This is a genomic window from Flavobacterium sp. CAU 1735, from assembly GCF_039888695.1.
Lineage (GTDB): Bacteria > Bacteroidota > Bacteroidia > Flavobacteriales > Flavobacteriaceae > Flavobacterium.
In genome coordinates this window covers 1-19,543 of record NZ_JBDQQQ010000010.1, presented here as the reverse complement: position 1 = coordinate 19,543, position 19,543 = coordinate 1, and the positions used below count along the sequence as shown (strand labels likewise).

At 38.0% G+C, this 19,543-nt stretch carries 22 protein-coding genes; 18 read left to right on the top strand and 4 right to left on the bottom strand.

Annotated features, from left to right (window positions below; genetic code table 11):
- The first annotated feature begins 115 nt into the window (after window positions 1-115).
- Window positions 116-1,387: a phosphoribosylamine--glycine ligase gene (purD, locus tag AAFN64_RS16915; protein ID WP_347761385.1), complete on the top strand. Its 1,272-nt coding sequence runs from the start codon at window positions 116-118 to the stop codon at window positions 1,385-1,387.
- Between the two features lie 2 nt (window positions 1,388-1,389).
- Here purD and AAFN64_RS16910 read toward each other — a convergent pair whose 3' ends face one another.
- Window positions 1,390-1,620 (bottom strand): uracil phosphoribosyltransferase, encoded by a 231-nt coding sequence (locus tag AAFN64_RS16910; RefSeq protein WP_136404309.1) that lies wholly within the window; start codon window positions 1,618-1,620, stop codon window positions 1,390-1,392.
- 48 nt (window positions 1,621-1,668) lie between these two features.
- On the opposite strand from AAFN64_RS16910, the gene AAFN64_RS16905 reads away from it, so the two are divergent.
- A complete protein-coding gene (locus AAFN64_RS16905; RefSeq protein WP_300488858.1) occupies window positions 1,669-2,601 on the top strand; it encodes a DUF6427 family protein in 933 nt (310 codons plus the stop codon).
- On the opposite strand, the gene upp is transcribed toward AAFN64_RS16905, so the two are convergent.
- A complete protein-coding gene (gene upp / locus AAFN64_RS16900) occupies window positions 2,596-3,249 on the bottom strand; it encodes a uracil phosphoribosyltransferase (RefSeq protein ID WP_300488861.1) in 654 nt (217 codons plus the stop codon). The two genes, AAFN64_RS16905 and upp, sit on opposite strands and share 6 nt — an antisense overlap.
- Window positions 3,250-3,317: 68 nt before the next feature.
- Between upp and AAFN64_RS16895 the strand changes: the two genes are divergently transcribed.
- Window positions 3,318-3,923, top strand: coding sequence for a DUF4254 domain-containing protein (locus tag AAFN64_RS16895; RefSeq protein WP_347761384.1), 606 nt, complete (start codon window positions 3,318-3,320; stop codon window positions 3,921-3,923).
- Between the two features lie 12 nt (window positions 3,924-3,935).
- On the top strand, window positions 3,936-4,970 hold the full coding sequence (locus AAFN64_RS16890; protein ID WP_347761383.1) for a glycosyltransferase family 9 protein: 1,035 nt from the start codon (window positions 3,936-3,938) through the stop codon (window positions 4,968-4,970).
- A 147-nt stretch (window positions 4,971-5,117) separates the two neighbouring features.
- Here the strand turns inward: AAFN64_RS16890 and AAFN64_RS16885 are convergent, their stop codons facing one another.
- Window positions 5,118-6,170 (bottom strand): ferredoxin--NADP reductase, encoded by a 1,053-nt coding sequence (locus AAFN64_RS16885; protein ID WP_300488869.1) that lies wholly within the window; start codon window positions 6,168-6,170, stop codon window positions 5,118-5,120.
- Between the two features lie 127 nt (window positions 6,171-6,297).
- Between AAFN64_RS16885 and AAFN64_RS16880 the strand changes: the two genes are divergently transcribed.
- The 14 genes from AAFN64_RS16880 (at window position 6,298) to atpG (ending at window position 18,762) form a co-directional block, all read left to right on the top strand.
- Window positions 6,298-6,633 (top strand): helix-turn-helix transcriptional regulator, encoded by a 336-nt coding sequence (locus AAFN64_RS16880; RefSeq protein WP_300488870.1) that lies wholly within the window; start codon window positions 6,298-6,300, stop codon window positions 6,631-6,633.
- A gap of 81 nt (window positions 6,634-6,714) precedes the next feature.
- Window positions 6,715-7,440 (top strand): hypothetical protein, encoded by a 726-nt coding sequence (locus tag AAFN64_RS16875; RefSeq protein ID WP_347761382.1) that lies wholly within the window; start codon window positions 6,715-6,717, stop codon window positions 7,438-7,440.
- 57 nt (window positions 7,441-7,497) lie between these two features.
- Window positions 7,498-8,967 carry a DUF5687 family protein gene (locus tag AAFN64_RS16870; protein ID WP_300487504.1) on the top strand — a complete coding sequence of 490 codons (1,470 nt, stop codon included), beginning with the start codon at window positions 7,498-7,500 and terminating at the stop codon, window positions 8,965-8,967.
- A gap of 24 nt (window positions 8,968-8,991) precedes the next feature.
- Entirely contained in the window at window positions 8,992-9,687 is a 696-nt protein-coding gene (locus AAFN64_RS16865; RefSeq protein WP_300487506.1) for an ABC transporter ATP-binding protein, read from the top strand.
- A 135-nt stretch (window positions 9,688-9,822) separates the two neighbouring features.
- Window positions 9,823-12,474 carry a gliding motility protein gene (locus AAFN64_RS16860; protein WP_347761381.1) on the top strand — a complete coding sequence of 884 codons (2,652 nt, stop codon included), beginning with the start codon at window positions 9,823-9,825 and terminating at the stop codon, window positions 12,472-12,474.
- A 66-nt stretch (window positions 12,475-12,540) separates the two neighbouring features.
- Window positions 12,541-12,966 (top strand): polymer-forming cytoskeletal protein, encoded by a 426-nt coding sequence (locus AAFN64_RS16855; RefSeq protein WP_347761380.1) that lies wholly within the window; start codon window positions 12,541-12,543, stop codon window positions 12,964-12,966.
- The gene (locus tag AAFN64_RS16850) at window positions 12,935-13,156 is read left to right on the top strand and encodes an AtpZ/AtpI family protein (protein WP_300485032.1); all 222 of its coding nucleotides are present in this window, start codon (window positions 12,935-12,937) and stop codon (window positions 13,154-13,156) included. The genes AAFN64_RS16855 and AAFN64_RS16850 overlap by 32 nt, the downstream gene beginning before the upstream one ends.
- 7 nt (window positions 13,157-13,163) lie before the next feature.
- Window positions 13,164-13,568, top strand: a complete 405-nt coding sequence (locus tag AAFN64_RS16845) for a hypothetical protein (RefSeq protein ID WP_300485030.1) — start codon at window positions 13,164-13,166, stop codon at window positions 13,566-13,568.
- A 112-nt stretch (window positions 13,569-13,680) separates the two neighbouring features.
- Window positions 13,681-14,871 carry a F0F1 ATP synthase subunit A gene (gene atpB / locus AAFN64_RS16840; protein ID WP_300485028.1) on the top strand — a complete coding sequence of 397 codons (1,191 nt, stop codon included), beginning with the start codon at window positions 13,681-13,683 and terminating at the stop codon, window positions 14,869-14,871.
- Between the two features lie 30 nt (window positions 14,872-14,901).
- Window positions 14,902-15,096, top strand: coding sequence for an ATP synthase F0 subunit C (gene atpE / locus AAFN64_RS16835; protein ID WP_136404294.1), 195 nt, complete (start codon window positions 14,902-14,904; stop codon window positions 15,094-15,096).
- Window positions 15,097-15,188: 92 nt separating this feature from the next.
- Window positions 15,189-15,689 (top strand): F0F1 ATP synthase subunit B, encoded by a 501-nt coding sequence (locus AAFN64_RS16830; RefSeq protein ID WP_300492168.1) that lies wholly within the window; start codon window positions 15,189-15,191, stop codon window positions 15,687-15,689.
- Window positions 15,689-16,222: an ATP synthase F1 subunit delta gene (gene atpH / locus AAFN64_RS16825; RefSeq protein WP_300492169.1), complete on the top strand. Its 534-nt coding sequence runs from the start codon at window positions 15,689-15,691 to the stop codon at window positions 16,220-16,222. The genes AAFN64_RS16830 and atpH overlap by 1 nt, the downstream gene beginning before the upstream one ends.
- 39 nt (window positions 16,223-16,261) lie before the next feature.
- A complete protein-coding gene (atpA, locus tag AAFN64_RS16820; RefSeq protein WP_300492166.1) occupies window positions 16,262-17,836 on the top strand; it encodes a F0F1 ATP synthase subunit alpha in 1,575 nt (524 codons plus the stop codon).
- Between the two features lie 68 nt (window positions 17,837-17,904).
- Window positions 17,905-18,762 carry an ATP synthase F1 subunit gamma gene (atpG, locus tag AAFN64_RS16815; RefSeq protein WP_300492165.1) on the top strand — a complete coding sequence of 286 codons (858 nt, stop codon included), beginning with the start codon at window positions 17,905-17,907 and terminating at the stop codon, window positions 18,760-18,762.
- A 558-nt stretch (window positions 18,763-19,320) separates the two neighbouring features.
- Here atpG and AAFN64_RS16810 read toward each other — a convergent pair.
- The coding region (locus tag AAFN64_RS16810) for a hypothetical protein (RefSeq protein ID WP_347761379.1) at window positions 19,321-19,543 on the bottom strand (223 nt) is incomplete at its 5' end.

Below are 19,543 nucleotides of genomic sequence, written 5' to 3'. Positions count from 1 at the left end.
TCAAAGTTAGAAAAACAAACGAAGCAGCCTATAGTGGGATAAACTTTTTAGCATTAAAATTATAATATCCATTCAAAACGGAGTATTTTTGACGTTTCAAAAAACAACACAACAAATGACAATTTTATTATTAGGATCCGGCGGAAGAGAACATGCTTTAGCCTGGAAAATGCTACAAAGCGAACACTGTTCAAAACTACTGGTAGCGCCTGGAAATGCAGGTACTGCAGCGATAGCCGAAAACGTAAACATCAATCCAAACGATTTTGAAGCGGTTAAAAACCTGGTGTTGACCGAAAAAGTGGATATGGTTGTGGTAGGACCGGAAGACCCGTTGGTAAAAGGGATTTTCGACTATTTTCAACAGGATGTGGTATTAAAAGACATTCCGGTAATTGGCCCGTCAAAAATTGGAGCACAATTAGAAGGAAGTAAAGAATTCGCCAAAGAATTTTTGGTAAAACACAATATCCCAACGGCTGCTTACGACAGTTTTACAAAAGATACCGTAGAAGCCGGATGTCAATTCTTAACCACGTTACAACCACCGTACGTTTTAAAAGCAGATGGACTGGCTGCCGGAAAAGGAGTTTTGATCATTCAGGATTTGGCCGAAGCACAAGCCGAATTGCGAAACATGTTGGTAAACGAAAAATTTGGAAGTGCCAGCGCGAAAGTTGTCATCGAAGAATTTTTGGACGGAATCGAATTGAGCTGTTTCGTATTGACCGACGGGAAGAACTATAAAATATTACCAACAGCAAAAGACTACAAACGAATTGGAGAAGGCGACACCGGATTAAACACCGGAGGAATGGGAGCCGTTTCGCCGGTACCGTTTGCCGATGCTGTTTTGATGGAAAAAATAGAAAGTCGTATTGTAAAACCAACAATCGACGGATTGCAAAAAGACGGAATTCCGTATAAAGGATTTGTATTTATCGGTTTGATCAAAGTTGGAAACGAACCGTTTGTAATCGAATATAACGTTCGTATGGGCGATCCGGAAACAGAAGTGGTAATGCCGCGTTTGAAATCCGATTTGGTAAGCCTTTTCAAAGCAGTTGCAACACAAACACTGGATCAGGTGGAATTGGAAATCGATCCGAGAAGCGCGACGACCATTATGGTGGTTTCGGGTGGCTATCCGGAAGACTATGAAAAAGGAAAGGCCATTTCCGGATTGGAACAAGTAGACGGATCCATCGTTTTTCATGCCGGTACAACCTTACAAAATGATCAGGTGGTTACCAATGGTGGTCGTGTTTTGGCTGTAACGTCCTATGGGGATACGTTTCAGGAAGCCATAAAAAAATCTTATCAAAATATAGATAAACTAAATTTTGATAAGATGTATTTTAGAAAAGATATCGGTTTCGACCTCTAATATTATTTTAAAAACGAGTGGGCTGTAGTATCTTGACTATCCTCTCCGCTATCTTTGTGTTTCTTTAACTCTTTAATCCAGTAGTAAGTAGCACCACAACAGATGATGATGAAAATCCAGTTTAAAAGATTCGCAGCCCACCAGTTTGATAATTCCAATTTTCGCATCAAATCCATAGGGGCGAATAGTATGTCTACGAATAAGTACTGTATTCCTTCAAAAAATGCTTTCATTTTTGTTTAAGTATTATATTTACAGTCACAAAAATATAAAATATCTACATGATAGCAAGCCTTTTTAATAAATCTAGACCGTTAAATTATGCGATAATTAGTTTATTACTGGTTTTATTTTACTTTTTATACCTAACCCAATACCCGGAGTGGACCGAATATTATACCACGGTAGTACAAAAAATAGGCTTGTTAGTAGTATTAACGGGGTCATTGTTTTTGGTTCGTTTCGTTACCAAAAGAAACGGATTGAGCAAGGACAACAGTTATGCACCCTTCTTGTTTTTGTTGTTCCATATCCTGTTTCCATCGGTTTTGGTAAACACTAATATTATCCTGGCTAACTTTTTTATACTGCTGTCACTCAGACGATTAATATCCTTACAGTCACTAATAACACCCAAAGAAAAAATCTTCGATGCTTCGCTGTGGATTTTTGTAGCGACGCTATTTCACTTCTGGAGTATCCTTTTTATCGTATTGGTATTTGTATCGATTGTATTTCACGTATCGCGGGATTACCGAAACTGGATTATTCCGTTTATAGCGCTTTTTACGGTAGGTATTTTGTTTACATTGGCGGTTATCGCCGGAGAGCGGGATCTTTTATTTATTGTATTGGATAAAGCCTATATCAGTTTTGATTTTACCTACTTTGAAAATATCTATCAGAATATCGCGCTGGCCATTTTCTCATCGATAGCAGTATTGTTTTTTGTGACACAATTACTGGCATTATCCAACCGACCGTTAAACATGCAGTCGTCCTACAAAAAAGTATTGTTTTCTTTTGTATTAGGTGTTGGAATTTATGTCCTTTCAGCCAGTAAAAACAATAGTTTCCTGGCCTTTACCTTTTTTCCGTTAGCGGTAATGGGAACCAATTTTATCGAAAGTCTGGACAATAAATGGGTGCGGGAAAGTGTGATGTATTCCCTGATTGTGATCAGCTTTTTTATCTTTTTCGCGCAGGTACTATAATTTACTACCGTAAGCCAAATCGCCGGCATCACCCAATCCCGGAACGATATAATTTTTAGCATTCAAACCTTCGTCCAGAGCGGCTACCCAAAGGTGACAGTTGTTTGGCAGGTTTTTTTCGAGGTATTCGATTCCTTCCGGAGTAGCGATTACAACAGCAATATGGATTTCTTTTGGTGTTTCTTCCGACATCAGTTTTTGGAAAACTGCTACCAGTGATTGTCCTGTTGCCAGCATCGGATCGATCAGAATCAGGTTTTTGTTTTCAAACGACGGAGCCGCCTGATATTCCACTTTGATTTCGAAATAATCATCGTTATTCGGGTGAAAACGCATGGCCGAAACAAAACCGTTTTCGGCATCGTCAAAGAAATTCATAAAACCGGTGTGCAATGCCAATCCGGCTCTTAAAATAGAACACAACACCACATTATCTTCCAAAGCGGTTGTTTTTTTGATACCTAATGGCGTCTGTACATCAATCTCTTTATAGGTCAGAATCTTACTCAATTCATACGCCATCACTTCACCGATTCGTTCGATATTTTTACGAAAACGCATACTGTCTTTCTGGATCGTAACATCGCGGATTTGTGATAGGAAATGATTAAGAATACTGTTGTTTTCAGAGATATAATGGATATGCATTTTCGGGATAAAATTTGTATTAGTAGGATAAAAGTATAAAAACTATATTTGTAAATAAAATTTAAACTATGTTTTCACAATTTGCCTTCTCCATTTTCGAGGAAAGTATCAACGATTATCATCAATATGATAATGTAGATCAACCGATTAACAATCCGTATCCAAAAGATCAGATTGAGCACCTGTTGTATCTGAAAAACTGGATCGATACGGTACAATGGCATTTTGAAGACATTATACGGGATCCGCAGATCAATCCGGAAGCGGCTTTGGTTTTAAAAAGAAGAATCGACGCATCAAATCAGGAGCGTACGGATATGGTGGAATATATCGATAGTTATTTTCTTCAGAAATATGCTGATGTTACGGTAAAACCAACCGCAAAAATCAACTCGGAAAGCCCGGCTTGGGCGATCGACCGTTTGTCTATTCTGGCTTTGAAAATTTATCACATGAACGAAGAAGCGAATCGTATGGAAGCTACGGCAGAACACCGTGCAAAGTGCCAGGAGAAACTAAATGTATTGTTGGAACAGAAAAAAGATTTGACGACAGCGATCGACGATTTGCTTACCGATATCGCGAATGGTGATAAATACATGAAAGTGTACAAACAGATGAAGATGTATAATGACGAGGAATTAAACCCGGTATTATATCAAAATAAAAAGTAGCCATCGGACAACATGTCTAAGATCAAACATATTTTAGTAATACGACTGTCGGCAATGGGCGATGTGGCAATGGTTGCACCGGTATTGCGCGCTTTTGTTTCACAATATCCCGATGTAAAGATTACGGTTGTATCCCGTCCGTTTTTTAAACCATTTTTTAGCGGAATTCCCAATGTGGTTTTTTTTGATGTCGATTTACACGGCAGGCATAAAGGACCAAAGGGTTTACTACGCCTTTTCTGGGATCTGAGAAATTTAAAAGCCGATGCTGTGGCCGATTTACACAATGCCATCCGATCAAAAGTTATCCGGAAATTATTCGGACTGATCGGAAAAAAGGTCGTGTATATGGACAAAGGCCGAAAAGAAAAAGAAGCCTTAACCCGAGCCGAAAACAAAATATTCCAACCCTTATTGTCCACATTTGAACGTCATGCTCTGGCTTTTAAAAAATTAGGATTCCCGATCGACTTGAATCATCCGGTTTTTCCACCAAAAGCCATCTTAAGTGAAACGACTTTACAGGTTACCGGATCAAAACAGGAAAAATGGATCGGAATTGCGCCATTCGCACAATATGATACCAAAATGTATCCGTTGGATTTGATGCAACAGGTAGTGGACGAACTGGCTAAAAAATCAAATTATAAGCTATTTCTTTTTGGAGGCGGACAGGATGAAGTGGAGCAATTGCAGGCCATGCAAAATGGAAATCCCGCGATTGTGGTGATTGCCGGAAAATTAAAATTGCCACAGGAAATGGAAGTAATCAGCAACCTGGATCTTATGGTCAGTATGGATTCCGGAAACGGACATATTGCAGCCATGTTAGGTGTTAAGGTGGTTACGATATGGGGCGCGACGCATCCCTATGCCGGATTTACACCGTTTAACCAACCATTGGAAAATTCGGTGCTTCCCGATCGGGAAAAATACCCGTTATTACCAACCTCAGTCTATGGAAATAAATTGGTAGAAGGTTACGAAGATGCCATGCGTACGATACATCCGGAACAGATTATCGCGAAAATAGAATCAATAGTATAAACGTTGCTACACCTGACCCGTTTTAAAAACCGGTCAGGTGTCAAAAGCAAATATAACCTGTTTATACCTGTCAGGTTTCAAAAACCTGACAGGTATTTAAGCAGTTCTCAAATAAAAAAGCCTTTCATTCGAAAGGCTTTTGTTATATTATACATCGTCGTAATCGATATAAATTTCATCGGAAGTCGGATGCGCCTGACACGTCAGGATTAATCCTTCGGCGATTTCGCGATCGGTCAGAATGGAATTCTTTTTCATTTCAGCCGATCCACTCGTGATTCGGGCCAAACAACTGCTGCAAATTCCGCCCTGACAGGAATACGGAGCATCAACACCTTGTTTTAAAGCGGCTTCCAGAATCGTTTGTTTCTGCGCCATTTCAAACGTGGTTTCTTCATCGTCTACCAAAACGGTAATTTTGGTATGTCCGCCCAAGGTTTTTTCAATTTTGGTTTCGTTGGAGGATGTCGTAAAAAGCTCAAATTTGATATCTTTTTCCGCTACGTTGTTTTCTTTTAAAACAGTACTTACGGTAGCAATCATTTCCTCCGGTCCGCACAAATAATATTTGGCAAACGACAACGAAGCATGTTTGTTTTTGATTACAAAATTCACCGTCGATCGTTCGATACGGCCAAAAAGTGAATCTTCCGCACGCGCCTGACTAAACACATAGTGTACAAAAAAGCGGCCTACATATTGTAGTTGTAAATCGTGTAATTTTTTATAGAAAATGGTGTCTTCCGGCGATTTATTTCCATAAACCAAAACAAAAGTACTGTTTGGTTCGTTTTCCAAAACCGAAAGAATAATAGCCATTATTGGTGTAATACCACTACCGGCTGCAAAAGCGGCATAACTACGCTGATTGTCGGCTTTCGGTTCGAACGTGAATTTTCCTTCCGGAACGCCAACCTCGATCGTATCACCGGCTTTTAATTTTTCATTGGCATAGGTCGAAAAGAAACCATCAGAAACCGCTTTAACTGCAATTCGCAATTCACCGCTGTTCGGCGAAGAACAGATCGAATAGGCCCTGCGGATCTCTTTTCCGTCCGGGGAATATTTTAAGTTAAGATACTGACCTGCTATAAATTGGTATTCGGGCTGTAAAGATTCCGGAACCTCAAAAGAAACCGAAACGGCTTTTGCAGTCTCTCTTCGGACTTCTTTTACTGTTAATGCGTGAAATGTTGACATGGTATGTTTGTTTGCTACAAATGTACTAAACCTTAGTCCTTTTCGTAAATCTTATCACAAAAAATAATACATCAAATACAGATGCATAAATAACTTATGTATATATTTGTTTACATTTTAAAAGAAGATGAAAAATTCGCAATTGTATAAAGGAAGCCTTACAACGATCATTATGAGGTTGTTAGAAGAAAACGGACGGATGTACGGCTATGAGATTACCCAAAAAGTAAAGCAGCTAACCGATGGCGAGCTAAATGTGACCGAAGGAGCACTTTATCCGGCTTTACACAAACTGGAAGCCGAAGGTTTTTTGGATGTCGAAATGGAAAAAGCCGGCAACCGACTGCGGAAGTATTACAAACTCACCGAAAGCGGCGAAAAAGAAACGATAAACCGACTGGCCGAACTGGAAGCATTTATCCGGAATATGCAGGCATTGGTAAAACCGAATCTTGAATTATAATAAATAAAAAGATAAAAGATAAAAGATAAAAGATAAAAGATAAAAGATAAAAGATAAAAGATAAAAGATAAAAGATAAAAGATGCAGCAGAATAGCATACCAAACCGACTTATCGATACAGCTGAAATTGAAAAACTCTATGCTTTTACCGACAAACATTTTGTTCCGTATTACGATTTGCAAACCGAGTTGGTCGATCATCTAGCTAATGCGATAGAGGCACAATGGGGCGTTAACCCAAACCTTTCCTTTGAAGATGCCTTAGCGATTGAATTTAAAAAATTCGGCGTTTTCGGATTTACGACCATAGTAGAAGAACGTCAGGCAGCACTTTCAAAATATTACTGGGGAAAAATCTTTCGTGAATTTGCAACGTTTTTCCGGTTTCCGAAAATAATATTGATGCTTATTATGACGGGCGTCTTATACCGAACCTTACTATTGAGCAGTTATAATAATTACATCATTCTGGCTTTGTTTGGTATAATGGGAATCATTGAGATTATAGCCGGTTATCAATGGTATCGGAAAATCCGTCGCCAGCAAAAAGTCACCGAAAAAAAGTGGTTGCTACACGATATTATACGAAACATATACATTATGCTTCCGGTAATGCTGTTTGGAAACAGTCTGAATTTTCTATTTAAAATGGCCGTAAACGGAACCTACGGACACTGGCAGGTTGTGATTTTTACGATCATTGCGGTACCACTTGGGTTTTTAGAATATGTACGAATCGTAAAAATGCCGACGTTAATTGACCAGGAAATGGCTCGAATTGTTAAAAACCATCAGTTTGTAAAATAATTTGTAACAAATGCTGAGAAGCTGCATCTAACCTTTAACTAAAACCACCAAATTTTCATGTTAAAACACTTCATTACTCTGGAATGGAAATCTTTTGTCCGATCGGCTTCGTTTGGGTCGAATATGGTTCTTAAGATTTTTATGATTTTAGCGGGATTGTATTTTATTGCCTTGTTTTTATTGTTGGGTGCAGGTTCGTACTACATCCTCGAAGAAAACAACTTAAAACCGTTTCCGACCATCACGACGTTTTTGATCTATTATTTTTTCGCCGATATTTTAATCCGCTTCTTTTTACAGAAAGCACCGGTTATGAATATCAAACCGCTGTTGTTTATCAACATCCGAAAAAATAGCATTGTCAATTATGCGTTGGGAAAAACGTTACTGTCCTTTTTTAATGTAACGCATCTGTTTTTCTTTATTCCGTTTTCGGTAGTATTGATGGTGGAAGGATTTGCACCGCTAGGCGTAATGAGCTGGTTGATTAGTATGTTGCTAACCGTTTTTGCAATCAATTATCTAAACATATTGATCAACAAAAATGACTATCTGTTATATGGTATCGGTGCATTAGTCGGATTGATAGGTGTGTCGCAGTATTATTCCTTTTTTGATTTGACGCTTTACACCGGACGCTATTTTTCGGCACTTTATGAAACGCCATGGCTGATCATCGTTCCATTGGCACTTTTCGTAGGATTATATAGTGTAACCTTCCGTTTTTTTAAAAAGAACCTGTACCTCGATGCCGGATTGGCAACAAAACACGAAATCGCCAAAACGGAAGAGCTAACCTGGTTAAACCAGTTTGGGACTTTGGGAACCTTCCTTAAAAACGACATCCGACTTTTAAAACGAAACAAACGTTCCCGTACAACCATCGGAATGAGTATACTGTTTTTGTTTTACGGGTTGTTATTTTTTACGGACAGTATTGAAGCCTATCAGGCGCCACTTTGGAAAATATTTGCCGCAATATTTGTAACCGGAGGTTTCCTGTTAAACTTCGGACAATTTGTGCCGAGTTGGGACAGTGCTTACTATCCGCTAATGATGAGTCAGAACATAAAATACCGGGATTATTTGAATTCAAAATGGTGGTTAATGGTTATGGCAACCGTTATCTCGACATTGTTGGCAAGCTTCTACCTGTATTTTGGAGTGGATGTTTATCTGGCGATATTGGTAGGTGCGATTTATAATATGGGTGTGAATGCACATATCGTACTTTGGGCAGGTGCATATATCAAAACACCAATTGACCTGTCGTCGAGTAAAAATGCCTTTGGCGACCGACAAGCTTTTAATGTGAAAACACTATTACTGGCACTTCCTAAAATTGTATTACCACTTTTATTATACGGAATCGGATATTATACTTTAGGTGCAAACTTTGGATTTGTACTGGTGGCCGGAGCGGGCGTTATTGGATTTGCATTTCGTAATAAAGTATTTACGATAATCGAAAAAACCTACAAAAGCGAAAAATACAAAACGCTGGAGGCATACAAACAAAAAAACTAACGATACTTTTAAAAAGACATATATATGATACAAGTCACCAACCTGTCGAAAACCTATAACGGAACCACCGTATTAAATATAGAAAACCTTGAAATTAAAAAAGGAGAAAGCTTTGGATTAGTAGGGAATAACGGAGCGGGAAAAACCACTTTTTTCAGCCTGTTATTGGATCTTATTCAACCATCTACCGGACATATTATTAGTAATAACGTACAGATTAACCTAAGTGAAAACTGGAAACCGTTTACCGCGGCTTTCCTGGACGAAAGTTTCCTGATCGGTTACCTGACACCGGAAGAGTATTTTTATTTTATCGGAGAATTACGCGGACAAAATAAAGCCGATGTGGACGCTTTGTTACGCGAACACGAAGACTTTTTTAACGGAGAAATCCTGAATAATAAAAAATACCTGCGCGACCTTTCGAAAGGAAACCAGAAAAAAGTAGGTATTATCGCTACATTAATTGGTAATCCGGAAGTGATCATTCTTGATGAACCGTTTGCCAACCTCGATCCGACAACGCAGATCCGGTTAAAGAACATTATTAAAAAACTAGCCGATAATCCGGAGGTAACCGTATTGGTTTCCAGTCACGATTTGTTACATACCATTGAAGTTAGTAACCGTATTGTAGCTTTGGAAAAAGGCAGAATTGTAAAAGATATTCATACAAACGAAGAAACCTTACAAGAGCTCGAAACATTTTTTGCTGTATAAAATGCTATCCCTCCCACAAGAGGGATATTGTTTTTTTGGAAACAAATTTTTCCCATATCAAAAAGAAACGTATTTTTACCTCTCTTTATACTAAAAAAAGAAATTGGAAGTTAAAGAACTAAAAACGTTTTTATATTGAAAACCAATCTGTTTAAATACGCCTTAAGCGTAGGGCTCGTTCTTTTTTTGCTGGCATGTTCCACAAAGAAAAACTCATTTGTAAGACGAAACTACCACGCTGTTACAGCCGAATATAACATACTATACAACGGAGGCGTTGCTTTCGATAAAGGAGTGGAAGAACTAAAAGGGACTTATAAGGACAACTTTTGGGAAATTCTACCTGTAGAACGAATGCAGGATATCGATGCCGGAACTCTACCCGGTCAGACAAAAAATGCCAATTTCGAGAGAGCAGAAACCAAAGCGATCAAAGCGATTCAGAAACACTCCATGTATATTGAAGGCGGTGAAAAAAATCCGCAGATGGATGAAGCGCATTTATTGTTAGGAAAAGCGCGTTATTACGACAATCGCTTTATTCCGGCATTGGAAGCGTTTAATTATATTTTGTATAAATATTCCAACAGCGATAAAATTTACGAAGCCAAAGTATGGCGGGAAAAAACCAATATCCGTTTGGAGAATGAAGTTCTGGCGATTAAAAATCTGAAGAAACTTTTAGAAGATCAGAAAATTAAAGGACAGGTACAAGCCGATGCGAATGCTATTTTAGGACAGGCGTATGTGAACCTTGGTTCTATTGATAGTGCTTTGGTAAATTTAAAATTAGCGAAAGACCTGACCAAGCATAACGAAGAAAAAGCCCGTTATCATTTTATTATCGGTCAGTTATACGAAAGTATGAATTACCCGGATAGTGCGTATGCTTCGTTCCAGTCGGTTATCGATATGAACCGAAAATCGCCACGTCGTTATGTTATTCAGGCGCATGCCAAACAAGCACAACAATTCGATTATAAAAAAGGCGATACGCTGGCTTTCCTGAAAAAATTCAACAAACTGGCGGAAGATCGCGAGAACCGTCCGTTTTTGGATGTGATCAATCATCAGGTGGCTTTGTTCTATGATAAACAAGGTAACAAACGTCAGGCGAAGAAATACTACAACAAATCCCTGCGTTCGATGTCGCAGGATAATTATTTGGTAGCGTCCAATTACCGCAACCTGGCAGAGATCAATTTTGATGATGCCAAATATTTAACAGCGGGACAATATTACGACAGTACGATGTCTAAATTAAACCCGAAAACCCGTGAATTTATCGCGATCAAAAAGAAAAGGGAAAACCTGAACGATGTGATCAAATATGAAGGCATTGCCAGAGTAAACGATAGTATCTTATATGTATCCGGATTAGGACCAAACGAACAACGTAATTACTACGAAGAATACATCGCAAAACTAAAAATCGAAGAAGCGAAAAAAGCCCTTGAAGCAGAGAAGCTAAAAACAATGGCCGAAAACAGCGGTTTTTCCGATCCGGGAGCACCAGCTGTAGGATCGAATGCTACTACAAAAAGCGAAATGATGCAATCCCGTCAGGCACCACCTTCGGAAGAGACTACGCCTAAACAGTCGGGAGCACCTACAAATGCCGGAAGTTTTACAGGGGGAAGCACCTTCTATTTTTATAACCAGGCTACGGTAGCTTTTGGTAGAACGGAATTTAAAAAGAAATGGGGGAACCGACCGCTAAAAGACAACTGGCGTTGGTCGACACAAACCATTATTGATAAAGCAAATGAAAATCCGGATGCGGTAGCTGCGGTTGATGAAAACCCGAAAACCCAAGCCGAGGACGAACGTTTTACTCCGGATTACTATATTAAACAATTGCCAACCGATCAGAAAGTACTGGACAGTTTGGCGAAAGATCGCAATTTTGCCTATTTCCAACTGGGAACGATTTATAAAGAAAAATTTAAAGAATACAAACTGGCGGCATCCCGATTGGAAAAACTACTGGTAAACAAACCGGAAGAACGATTGGTATTACCGGCCAAATACAATCTTTTTAAAATTTACGAAATCATCGATCCGGCCAAAGCAGCGATCATGAAACAACAGATCATTGCTGAATATCCGGATAGCCGTTATGCGCAGATTTTGTTAAACAATATTTCGGAAGGAACCATAGCGGGAAGCCCGGAAGAAGTGTATAACAAACTGTTTAAACAATTTGAAAAAGACGAGCTACAGGATGTGCTGGCACAATTGGATCCGGTTATCGAAAATTTCAACGGAGAAGAAATGGTTCCGAAATTCGAATTGCTTAAAGCCAGTGTAATCGGACGATTAAAAGGATTGGAAGAATATAAAAAAGCGTTGAACTTTGTGGCCTTAAACTATCCGAATGCGGAAGAAGGCAAACAAGCAGAAGTTTTACTGAAAAGCGATATTCCGAAAATGGAAAAACTGGAATTAGGAAAAGAAAATCCATCCAGCTGGAAAATTGTATTCCAGGTTCCGTATCCAAATGCAAACGATGCGAAAACCAAAGCCTTAACCGAAAAATTAAAGAAATATATAACCGATCGCAACAGCAACCGTATCACCTTGTCTAACGATGTGTATACGATGGATAAAAGTTTTGTGATAGTTCACGGTTTTAGTAGTAAAGAAGCAGCGCTTTCCACGATTAGCGTACTAAAAGATTTTAAAGGTTATAAAGTTTCCGAAAATGCATTTGTGATTTCGAATGACGATTATAAAGTTGTTCAGATCAAGAAAAATCTGGACGCGTATCTGGCAACCCTAAAATAACTTTTAGAGAAAGTAACAGTAAGATCACAGGAATAAAACCCTGTGATTTTTAAAAGCAATAATACCATGTTTGAAAAACAACAGAAAAAGTCTTACACGGATTTATTAGGTAAAACCAATAGAATAGTAGAAGGAACAACCATTACAGGCGATATTGTTTCGCAAGCCGATTTTAGATTGGATGGAAATCTGATTGGAAATTTTAATTCGAAAGGAAGGCTTGTTATTGGCCCGGCTGGAAGTGTGACTGGCGATATTAAATGCAATACGGCCGATATCGAAGGGAAGTTTAATGGAAAGATCGAGGTAACCGAAATTCTGAATATCAAATCAAAGGCATCGATAAAAGGAGAAGTAATCGTTGGGAAACTGGCGGTAGAACCAGGAGCCGATTTTAGCGCGACCTGTGTGATGCTGGAAGCGACATCCGGAAAAACAACCAAAGCAACAACCGTAACAAATGAATCAGGATCAGGACAGAAAAACGCGTAATAAGTGGCTGGCACTAATTAATATCCCGTTTCAGATGGGGATCATTATTTTTGCCTTTGCGTTTTTAGGAAACTGGCTCGACGAAAAATATCCGAATCCTAACGATCTGTATGTAAAAATCCTTACGCTGCTGGGCGTTTTTATAGCGCTATATAATGTAATAAGGCAGGTAAATCAGTTAAATAAATAAAATAAATATGAGCAGGAAAAAATATGCTGTAATCTTTCGTTTGTTTCAAATTGTTCCTATTCTAGCACTACTGCATATTCTTATTTTTAAGTTTGGTGTTTCTACTCAAACCTATCAGGAATTCCACTATCCTATCTATGGGATTTATCTTTTCTTTCTACTACTTTCATTAGCGATATTACTTTTTTTAATTCGGATAAAAGAAACCAAACCGGAGCAGATTGGCTTTGTTTTTTTAGTATTGATCAGCATTCAATTTGCACTGAGTTATATCTTCCTGATGCCGGTACTGGAGCGGGAAGGAACGAGTGTATATATAGAGAAAATAAACTTTTTTGTGATTTTCATTATTTTTTTGGCATTAGAAGTGTTTTTAACGTCAAGATTATTAAATGATAAGCCAAAGAAGTAGTTGAAATTAATAATTAGAATAAAAAAGAGTAGCAATAACATTGGAATATTAATTAAAAATGTACCTTTGCACCAAATTTAAGGACCGTAAAAATTAAGATATTTAATAAGGTATGGTGATTTCAAAAAAACCTGTCAGAATTATTCTAGCGACTTTTGCAGGGCTATTGTCTTCAATAGCTTTCGCAAACCCGGTAGTAGACACTACACATGTAGCAACAGCAGTAACGCATGAAGCCCATGCAACAACAGAGGTTGCTCACAATGAAGCTTCTCATGGAGACGAGCACGCAACTCAGGATCCAAAAGACAAAGTAACAGCTTACATTGAACACCATTTGCAGGATTCGCATGATTTCGTTTTCTTCTCCGATGAGAAAGAAGGAAAGCATTACGGATTTTCATTACCGGTTATCTTATTGGATAACGGATTAAAAGTTTTCTCTTCTTCAAAATTACACCACGGAGAAGCAGTTGCCGAAGTAGACGGTAATTTCTATAAATTATACCACGGTAAAATTTACAAAACCGATGCTGCCGGAACAATCAACTACGACGAGCATCATCATCCAACTAACGTAAAACCGTTGGATTTTTCAATTACTAAAAATGTAATGTCCATGTTGTTTACATCAATTGTATTATTCTTGATGTTTACAGGTTTGGCACGTTCGTATAAAAAAGGAGCTATTCCAACAGGATTCGGAAGAGTATTGGAGCCACTGATTATTTTTATCCGTGACGAAATTGCTATCCCGAACATTGGAGAGAAAAAATACAGAAAATACATGGGTTACCTGTTAACGGTATTCTTCTTTATCTGGTTGTTAAACCTTTTAGGTATGACACCACTTGGAATTAACGTAACTGGAAACATTGCAGTAACGGTTTGTTTGGCATTGTTCACGTATTTTATCACACAATTCAGTGCGAACAAAGATTACTGGAGTCACATTTTCTGGATGCCGGGTGTACCGGTTCCGATGAAAATCATCTTGATGCCAATCGAGATCCTTGGAACCTTAACAAAACCATTTGCGTTGTTAATCCGTTTGTTTGCAAACATTACAGCAGGTCACGTAGTAATCATGAGTTTGATCGCGATGATCTTCGTAGGAAAAAATATTTATGCAGATATGCCAATCTCTTTAGGATTAACTTTGTTTATCTCAGTTATTGAAATTTTGGTAGCATTCTTACAAGCGTTTATCTTTACCATGTTGTCATCTTTATTTATTGGAATGGCGGTTCAGGACCACCACCATGATGAGCACGGTCACGAAGAGGAAAATGTAATTATTTAATTTAGAAGTTTAATTTTTTAATATATACTTATGGGAAGTCTTAATTTAATCGGAGCTGGTTTAGTAGTAATCGGTGCAGGTTTAGGTTTAGGTAAAATCGGTGGATCTGCTATGGACGCTATTGCTCGTCAGCCAGAAGCTGCTGGAAAAATTCAAACAGCGATGATTATTATCGCTGCTTTATTAGAAGGTTTAGCATTCGCTGCTTTAATCTTAGGAAAATAATAAAGAAGAGAAAAACAATACCTGTAACGGTTGGTTGCAGGTGTTGTTTTATTTAGTAAGAAAAAATTAAATCATAATATATTCAGTATAAAATGGAGAAATTAATTAACGATTTTTCATTCGGTTTATTCTTTTGGCAAGCGCTTATCTTATTAGTGTTAATTTTACTTTTGGTTAAATTTGCCTGGAAACCAATCATGGACTCAATCACGGCTCGTGAAGAAGGTATTAGAAATGCTATTGCTTCAGCAGAAAATGCGAAGAAAGAAATGCAAAACCTTAAAGCTGATAATGAAAAATTGTTAGCAGAGGCTAGAGCTGAAAGAGATACTATGATCAAAGAAGCTCGTGAAATCAAAGAAAAAATGATTGCCGATGCAAAAGAGGAAGCTCAGGTGCAAGGTAACAAAATGATCGAGCAGGCTAAAGCTACAATTGCTAGCGAAAAGAACGCTGCGATGGTTGAATTGAAAAACCATGTATCGTCATTATCATTAGAGATTGCTGAGAAATTATTGAAAGAAGAACTAGCTAACAAAGAAACTCAAACCAAATTGGTTGAGAAAATGTTAGATGAAGTAAAATTAAATTAATCGTTATGGCAAGAGCAGCGATTAGATATGCAAAAGCAATTTTAGATATTGCAAACTCAAATGGCCAGGCGGCTACCGTAAACAACGATATGAAATCGATTGTTACGGCTGTTGCGGAAAGCACAGAGTTAAAGAATTTTTTAGCAAGCCCCGTAATTAAGGCTGATGTTAAGATTTCGGCATTATCAGAAATATTTGCTTCTGTACAGTCAGAAACAAAAGGGTTATTCCGCTTACTTTTAGAAAACAAACGATTTGAGATTTTACCAGAGGTAGCGTCACAATATAATGCTTTGTTCGACGAAATGAACGGTGTGGAAACAGCAAAAGTAACGACTGCTTTTCCTATTACCCCGGAATTGGAAGCAAAAGTTTTAGCGAAAATCAAAGAGTTTTCCAATAAAACCATCACCTTGGTAAACACCGTAGATCCATCTATTTTAGGAGGATTTGTGTTGCGAATTGGTGACAAACAATACAATGCTTCAATAGCAAACCGATTAAGAGAATTAAAAAGAGAACTAAGTAATTAATATTTACCACACTGCAAAGTGTTTAAATTATAAATCAAGATGGCAGAAATTAAGCCTGCTGAAATTTCAGCAATATTAAAGAAACAATTATCTGGTTTTGAATCAGGAGCCACTCTGGAAGAAGTGGGAACAGTTCTTCAGGTGGGTGACGGTATCGCCCGAGTTTATGGTTTATCTAACGCACAATACGGTGAGTTAGTACAATTCGAAAACGGGTTAGAGGCAATTGTATTGAACCTTGAAGAAGATAATGTAGGTGTGGTATTATTAGGTCCGTCTACTGGAATTAAAGAAGGGTCAACTGTAAAAAGAACACAACGTATCGCTTCATTAAAAGTTGGTGAAGAAATGGTTGGTCGTGTTGTAAATACACTAGGTTTCCCAATTGATGGTAAAGGACCAATCGGTGGTGATCTTTATGAGATGCCATTAGAAAGAAAGGCTCCTGGAGTAATCTTCCGTCAGCCGGTAACAGAACCGTTACAAACAGGTATCAAATCAATTGACGCCATGATCCCTGTAGGACGTGGACAACGTGAGTTGGTTATTGGTGACCGTCAGACTGGTAAAACTACAGTTTGTATCGATACCATCTTAAATCAAAAAGAATTTTACGATGCTGGAAAACCAGTATTCTGTATATATGTAGCTGTTGGACAAAAAGCATCAACAGTTGCGGGAATTGCAAAAACATTAGAAGAAAAAGGAGCAATGGCGTATACGGTAATCGTAGCAGCAAATGCTTCTGATCCGGCTCCAATGCAGGTATATGCTCCATTTGCAGGTGCTGCAATCGGTGAGTACTTCCGTGATACAGGTCGTCCGGCGTTAATCGTTTATGATGATTTATCAAAACAAGCGGTTGCTTACCGTGAGGTATCCCTATTATTACGTCGTCCACCAGGACGTGAGGCGTATCCTGGAGACGTTTTCTACCTTCACTCAAGATTATTAGAGCGTGCTGCTAAAGTTATTGCTGACGATAGTATCGCTAAAAATATGAATGACTTACCAGAATCATTACGTCCAATCGTTAAAGGTGGTGGATCGTTAACAGCGTTACCAATCATCGAAACACAAGCGGGTGACGTTTCTGCGTATATTCCAACAAACGTAATTTCGATTACAGATGGTCAGATCTTCTTAGAGTCCGATTTATTCAACTCTGGGGTTCGTCCGGCGATCAACGTTGGTATCTCTGTATCTCGTGTAGGAGGTAACGCACAGATCAAATCGATGAAAAAAGTATCTGGTACATTAAAATTAGACCAGGCACAGTTCCGTGAATTAGAAGCATTCGCGAAATTCGGTTCGGATCTTGATGCGGTTACTTTAAACGTAATCGAAAAAGGTAGACGTAACGTTGAAATCTTGAAACAAGCGGTAAACGATCCGTACAAAGTAGAAGATCAGGTTGCAATTATCTATGCTGGAACGAAAAACTTATTGAGAAATGTTCCGGTAAGTAAAGTAAAAGAATTTGAAAAAGATTATTTAGAATTCTTAAAAGCGAAACATAAAGATACTCTTGATGCTTTAAAAGCTGGTAAATTCTCAGACGAAATTACCGACGTTTTAGAAAAAGTAGCTAAAGAAGTTTCTGCAAAATATTAATAATTAGATAATCTGTAAATCCGGAGTGAGTACTTCGGATTTCAGATTGTTTTATTTCAAATCGACAAATGGCAAATTTAAAGGAAATACGTAATAGGATTACTTCTGTTTCATCTACGATGCAAATTACATCTGCGATGAAAATGGTATCTGCTGCTAAGCTGAAAAAAGCACAGGATGCAATTACAGCAATGCGCCCTTATGCCGAAAAATTAACAGAGTTAATACAAAATTTAAGTGCGTCGTTAGAAGGTGATGCTGCTGGAAAATTTGCAGAACAACGCGAAGTAAATAAAGTATTGATCGTAGCCATTACATCAAACAGAGGACTTTGTGGTGCTTTTAACGCCAACGTAATCAAACAGGTAAAAGGTCTTACCGACGCATATGCCGGTAAACAAATCGACGTGATTACTGTAGGTAAAAAAGGAAACGATGTACTTCGAAAAGTAAATAATGTAGTGGACAACCAAAGTGCTATTTTCGATGAGCTGACTTTCGAAAATGTAGGAGCTTTGGCAGCGACATTAATGGATAAATTTGTAAACGGTGAGTATGATAAAATTGAGTTGGTATACAACCAGTTTAAAAATGCAGCTACTCAAATTGTAGTGACCGAGCAGTTTTTACCATTAGCGCCGATTGAAGGTGCAGAAACGGCTTCATCCGATTATATTTTTGAACCATCAAAAGAAGAAATTGTGTTAACCTTGATTCCAAAATCATTAAAAACACAATTATACAAAGCAATCAGAGATTCTTTCGCCGCAGAACACGGAGCGCGTATGACAGCAATGCATAAAGCAACCGATAATGCAACGGATTTAAGAAACCAGTTAAAGCTTACGTATAACAAAGCGCGTCAGGCTGCAATTACGAACGAGATCCTGGAGATCGTTGGTGGAGCGGAAGCTTTGAAAAACTAAGATTTTTTGTTCCGATTACATCGGAGTTCAATATAAACCGCAGGATTTCCTGCGGTTTTTTGTTTTTACACCTGACAGGTTTCAAAAACCTGTCGGGTATTTTTTATTATATAGATATTTTGATCAAATAATTTTGACTTGATAAATTGTGGTACTATATAATAGTATCCTTTTCTTTTGAAGAAATTCTTTCGGTTTTTTGATAATTAACTGAGGGAGCTAAATTTTTTTAATTCTGAAGCGGTTTTTTATTTGATCAATTCTTTTGGTTGAAAGAATTTTTGGTTGAGATTTAGCACTACCTATATATAGTAGTAGCTTTTTTATTTGCAGATAATCGATTTTTCACAACGGATCAGATATTATTTTTAGAAAATGCACCTATATATAAGTGGTGATTATACTAATTTGTGATGACCTGACGGGTTTTTGTAACCTGTCAGGTCTGGTATTTCAGAAATAAAACATGCGAAAACCCCAGTAAAACCGCGTAATCACACCAAAGACACCAAATAAAGCTAAAAAAAGTGTTATTGTTAAGTCTTTGTAATGAGAGCATTAAGAAAAAGATTTAAAAAAAGGTTTAATAAAGTTTGTGAAACCGGAAAAAGGTTCTAGTTTTGCAGCCGCAATAAGGGAGTTCATTGAAGTAGAGTACAGCAGATTGGGATTGACTAAGGTTAGAAAAAAAGTCAAAAAAGATTTGCGAGAAATAAAAAAGTGATTTACCTTTGCCACCCGCAAAACAGGGAAGTTCCTTGAGTTATTGAGTAAGAAAAAC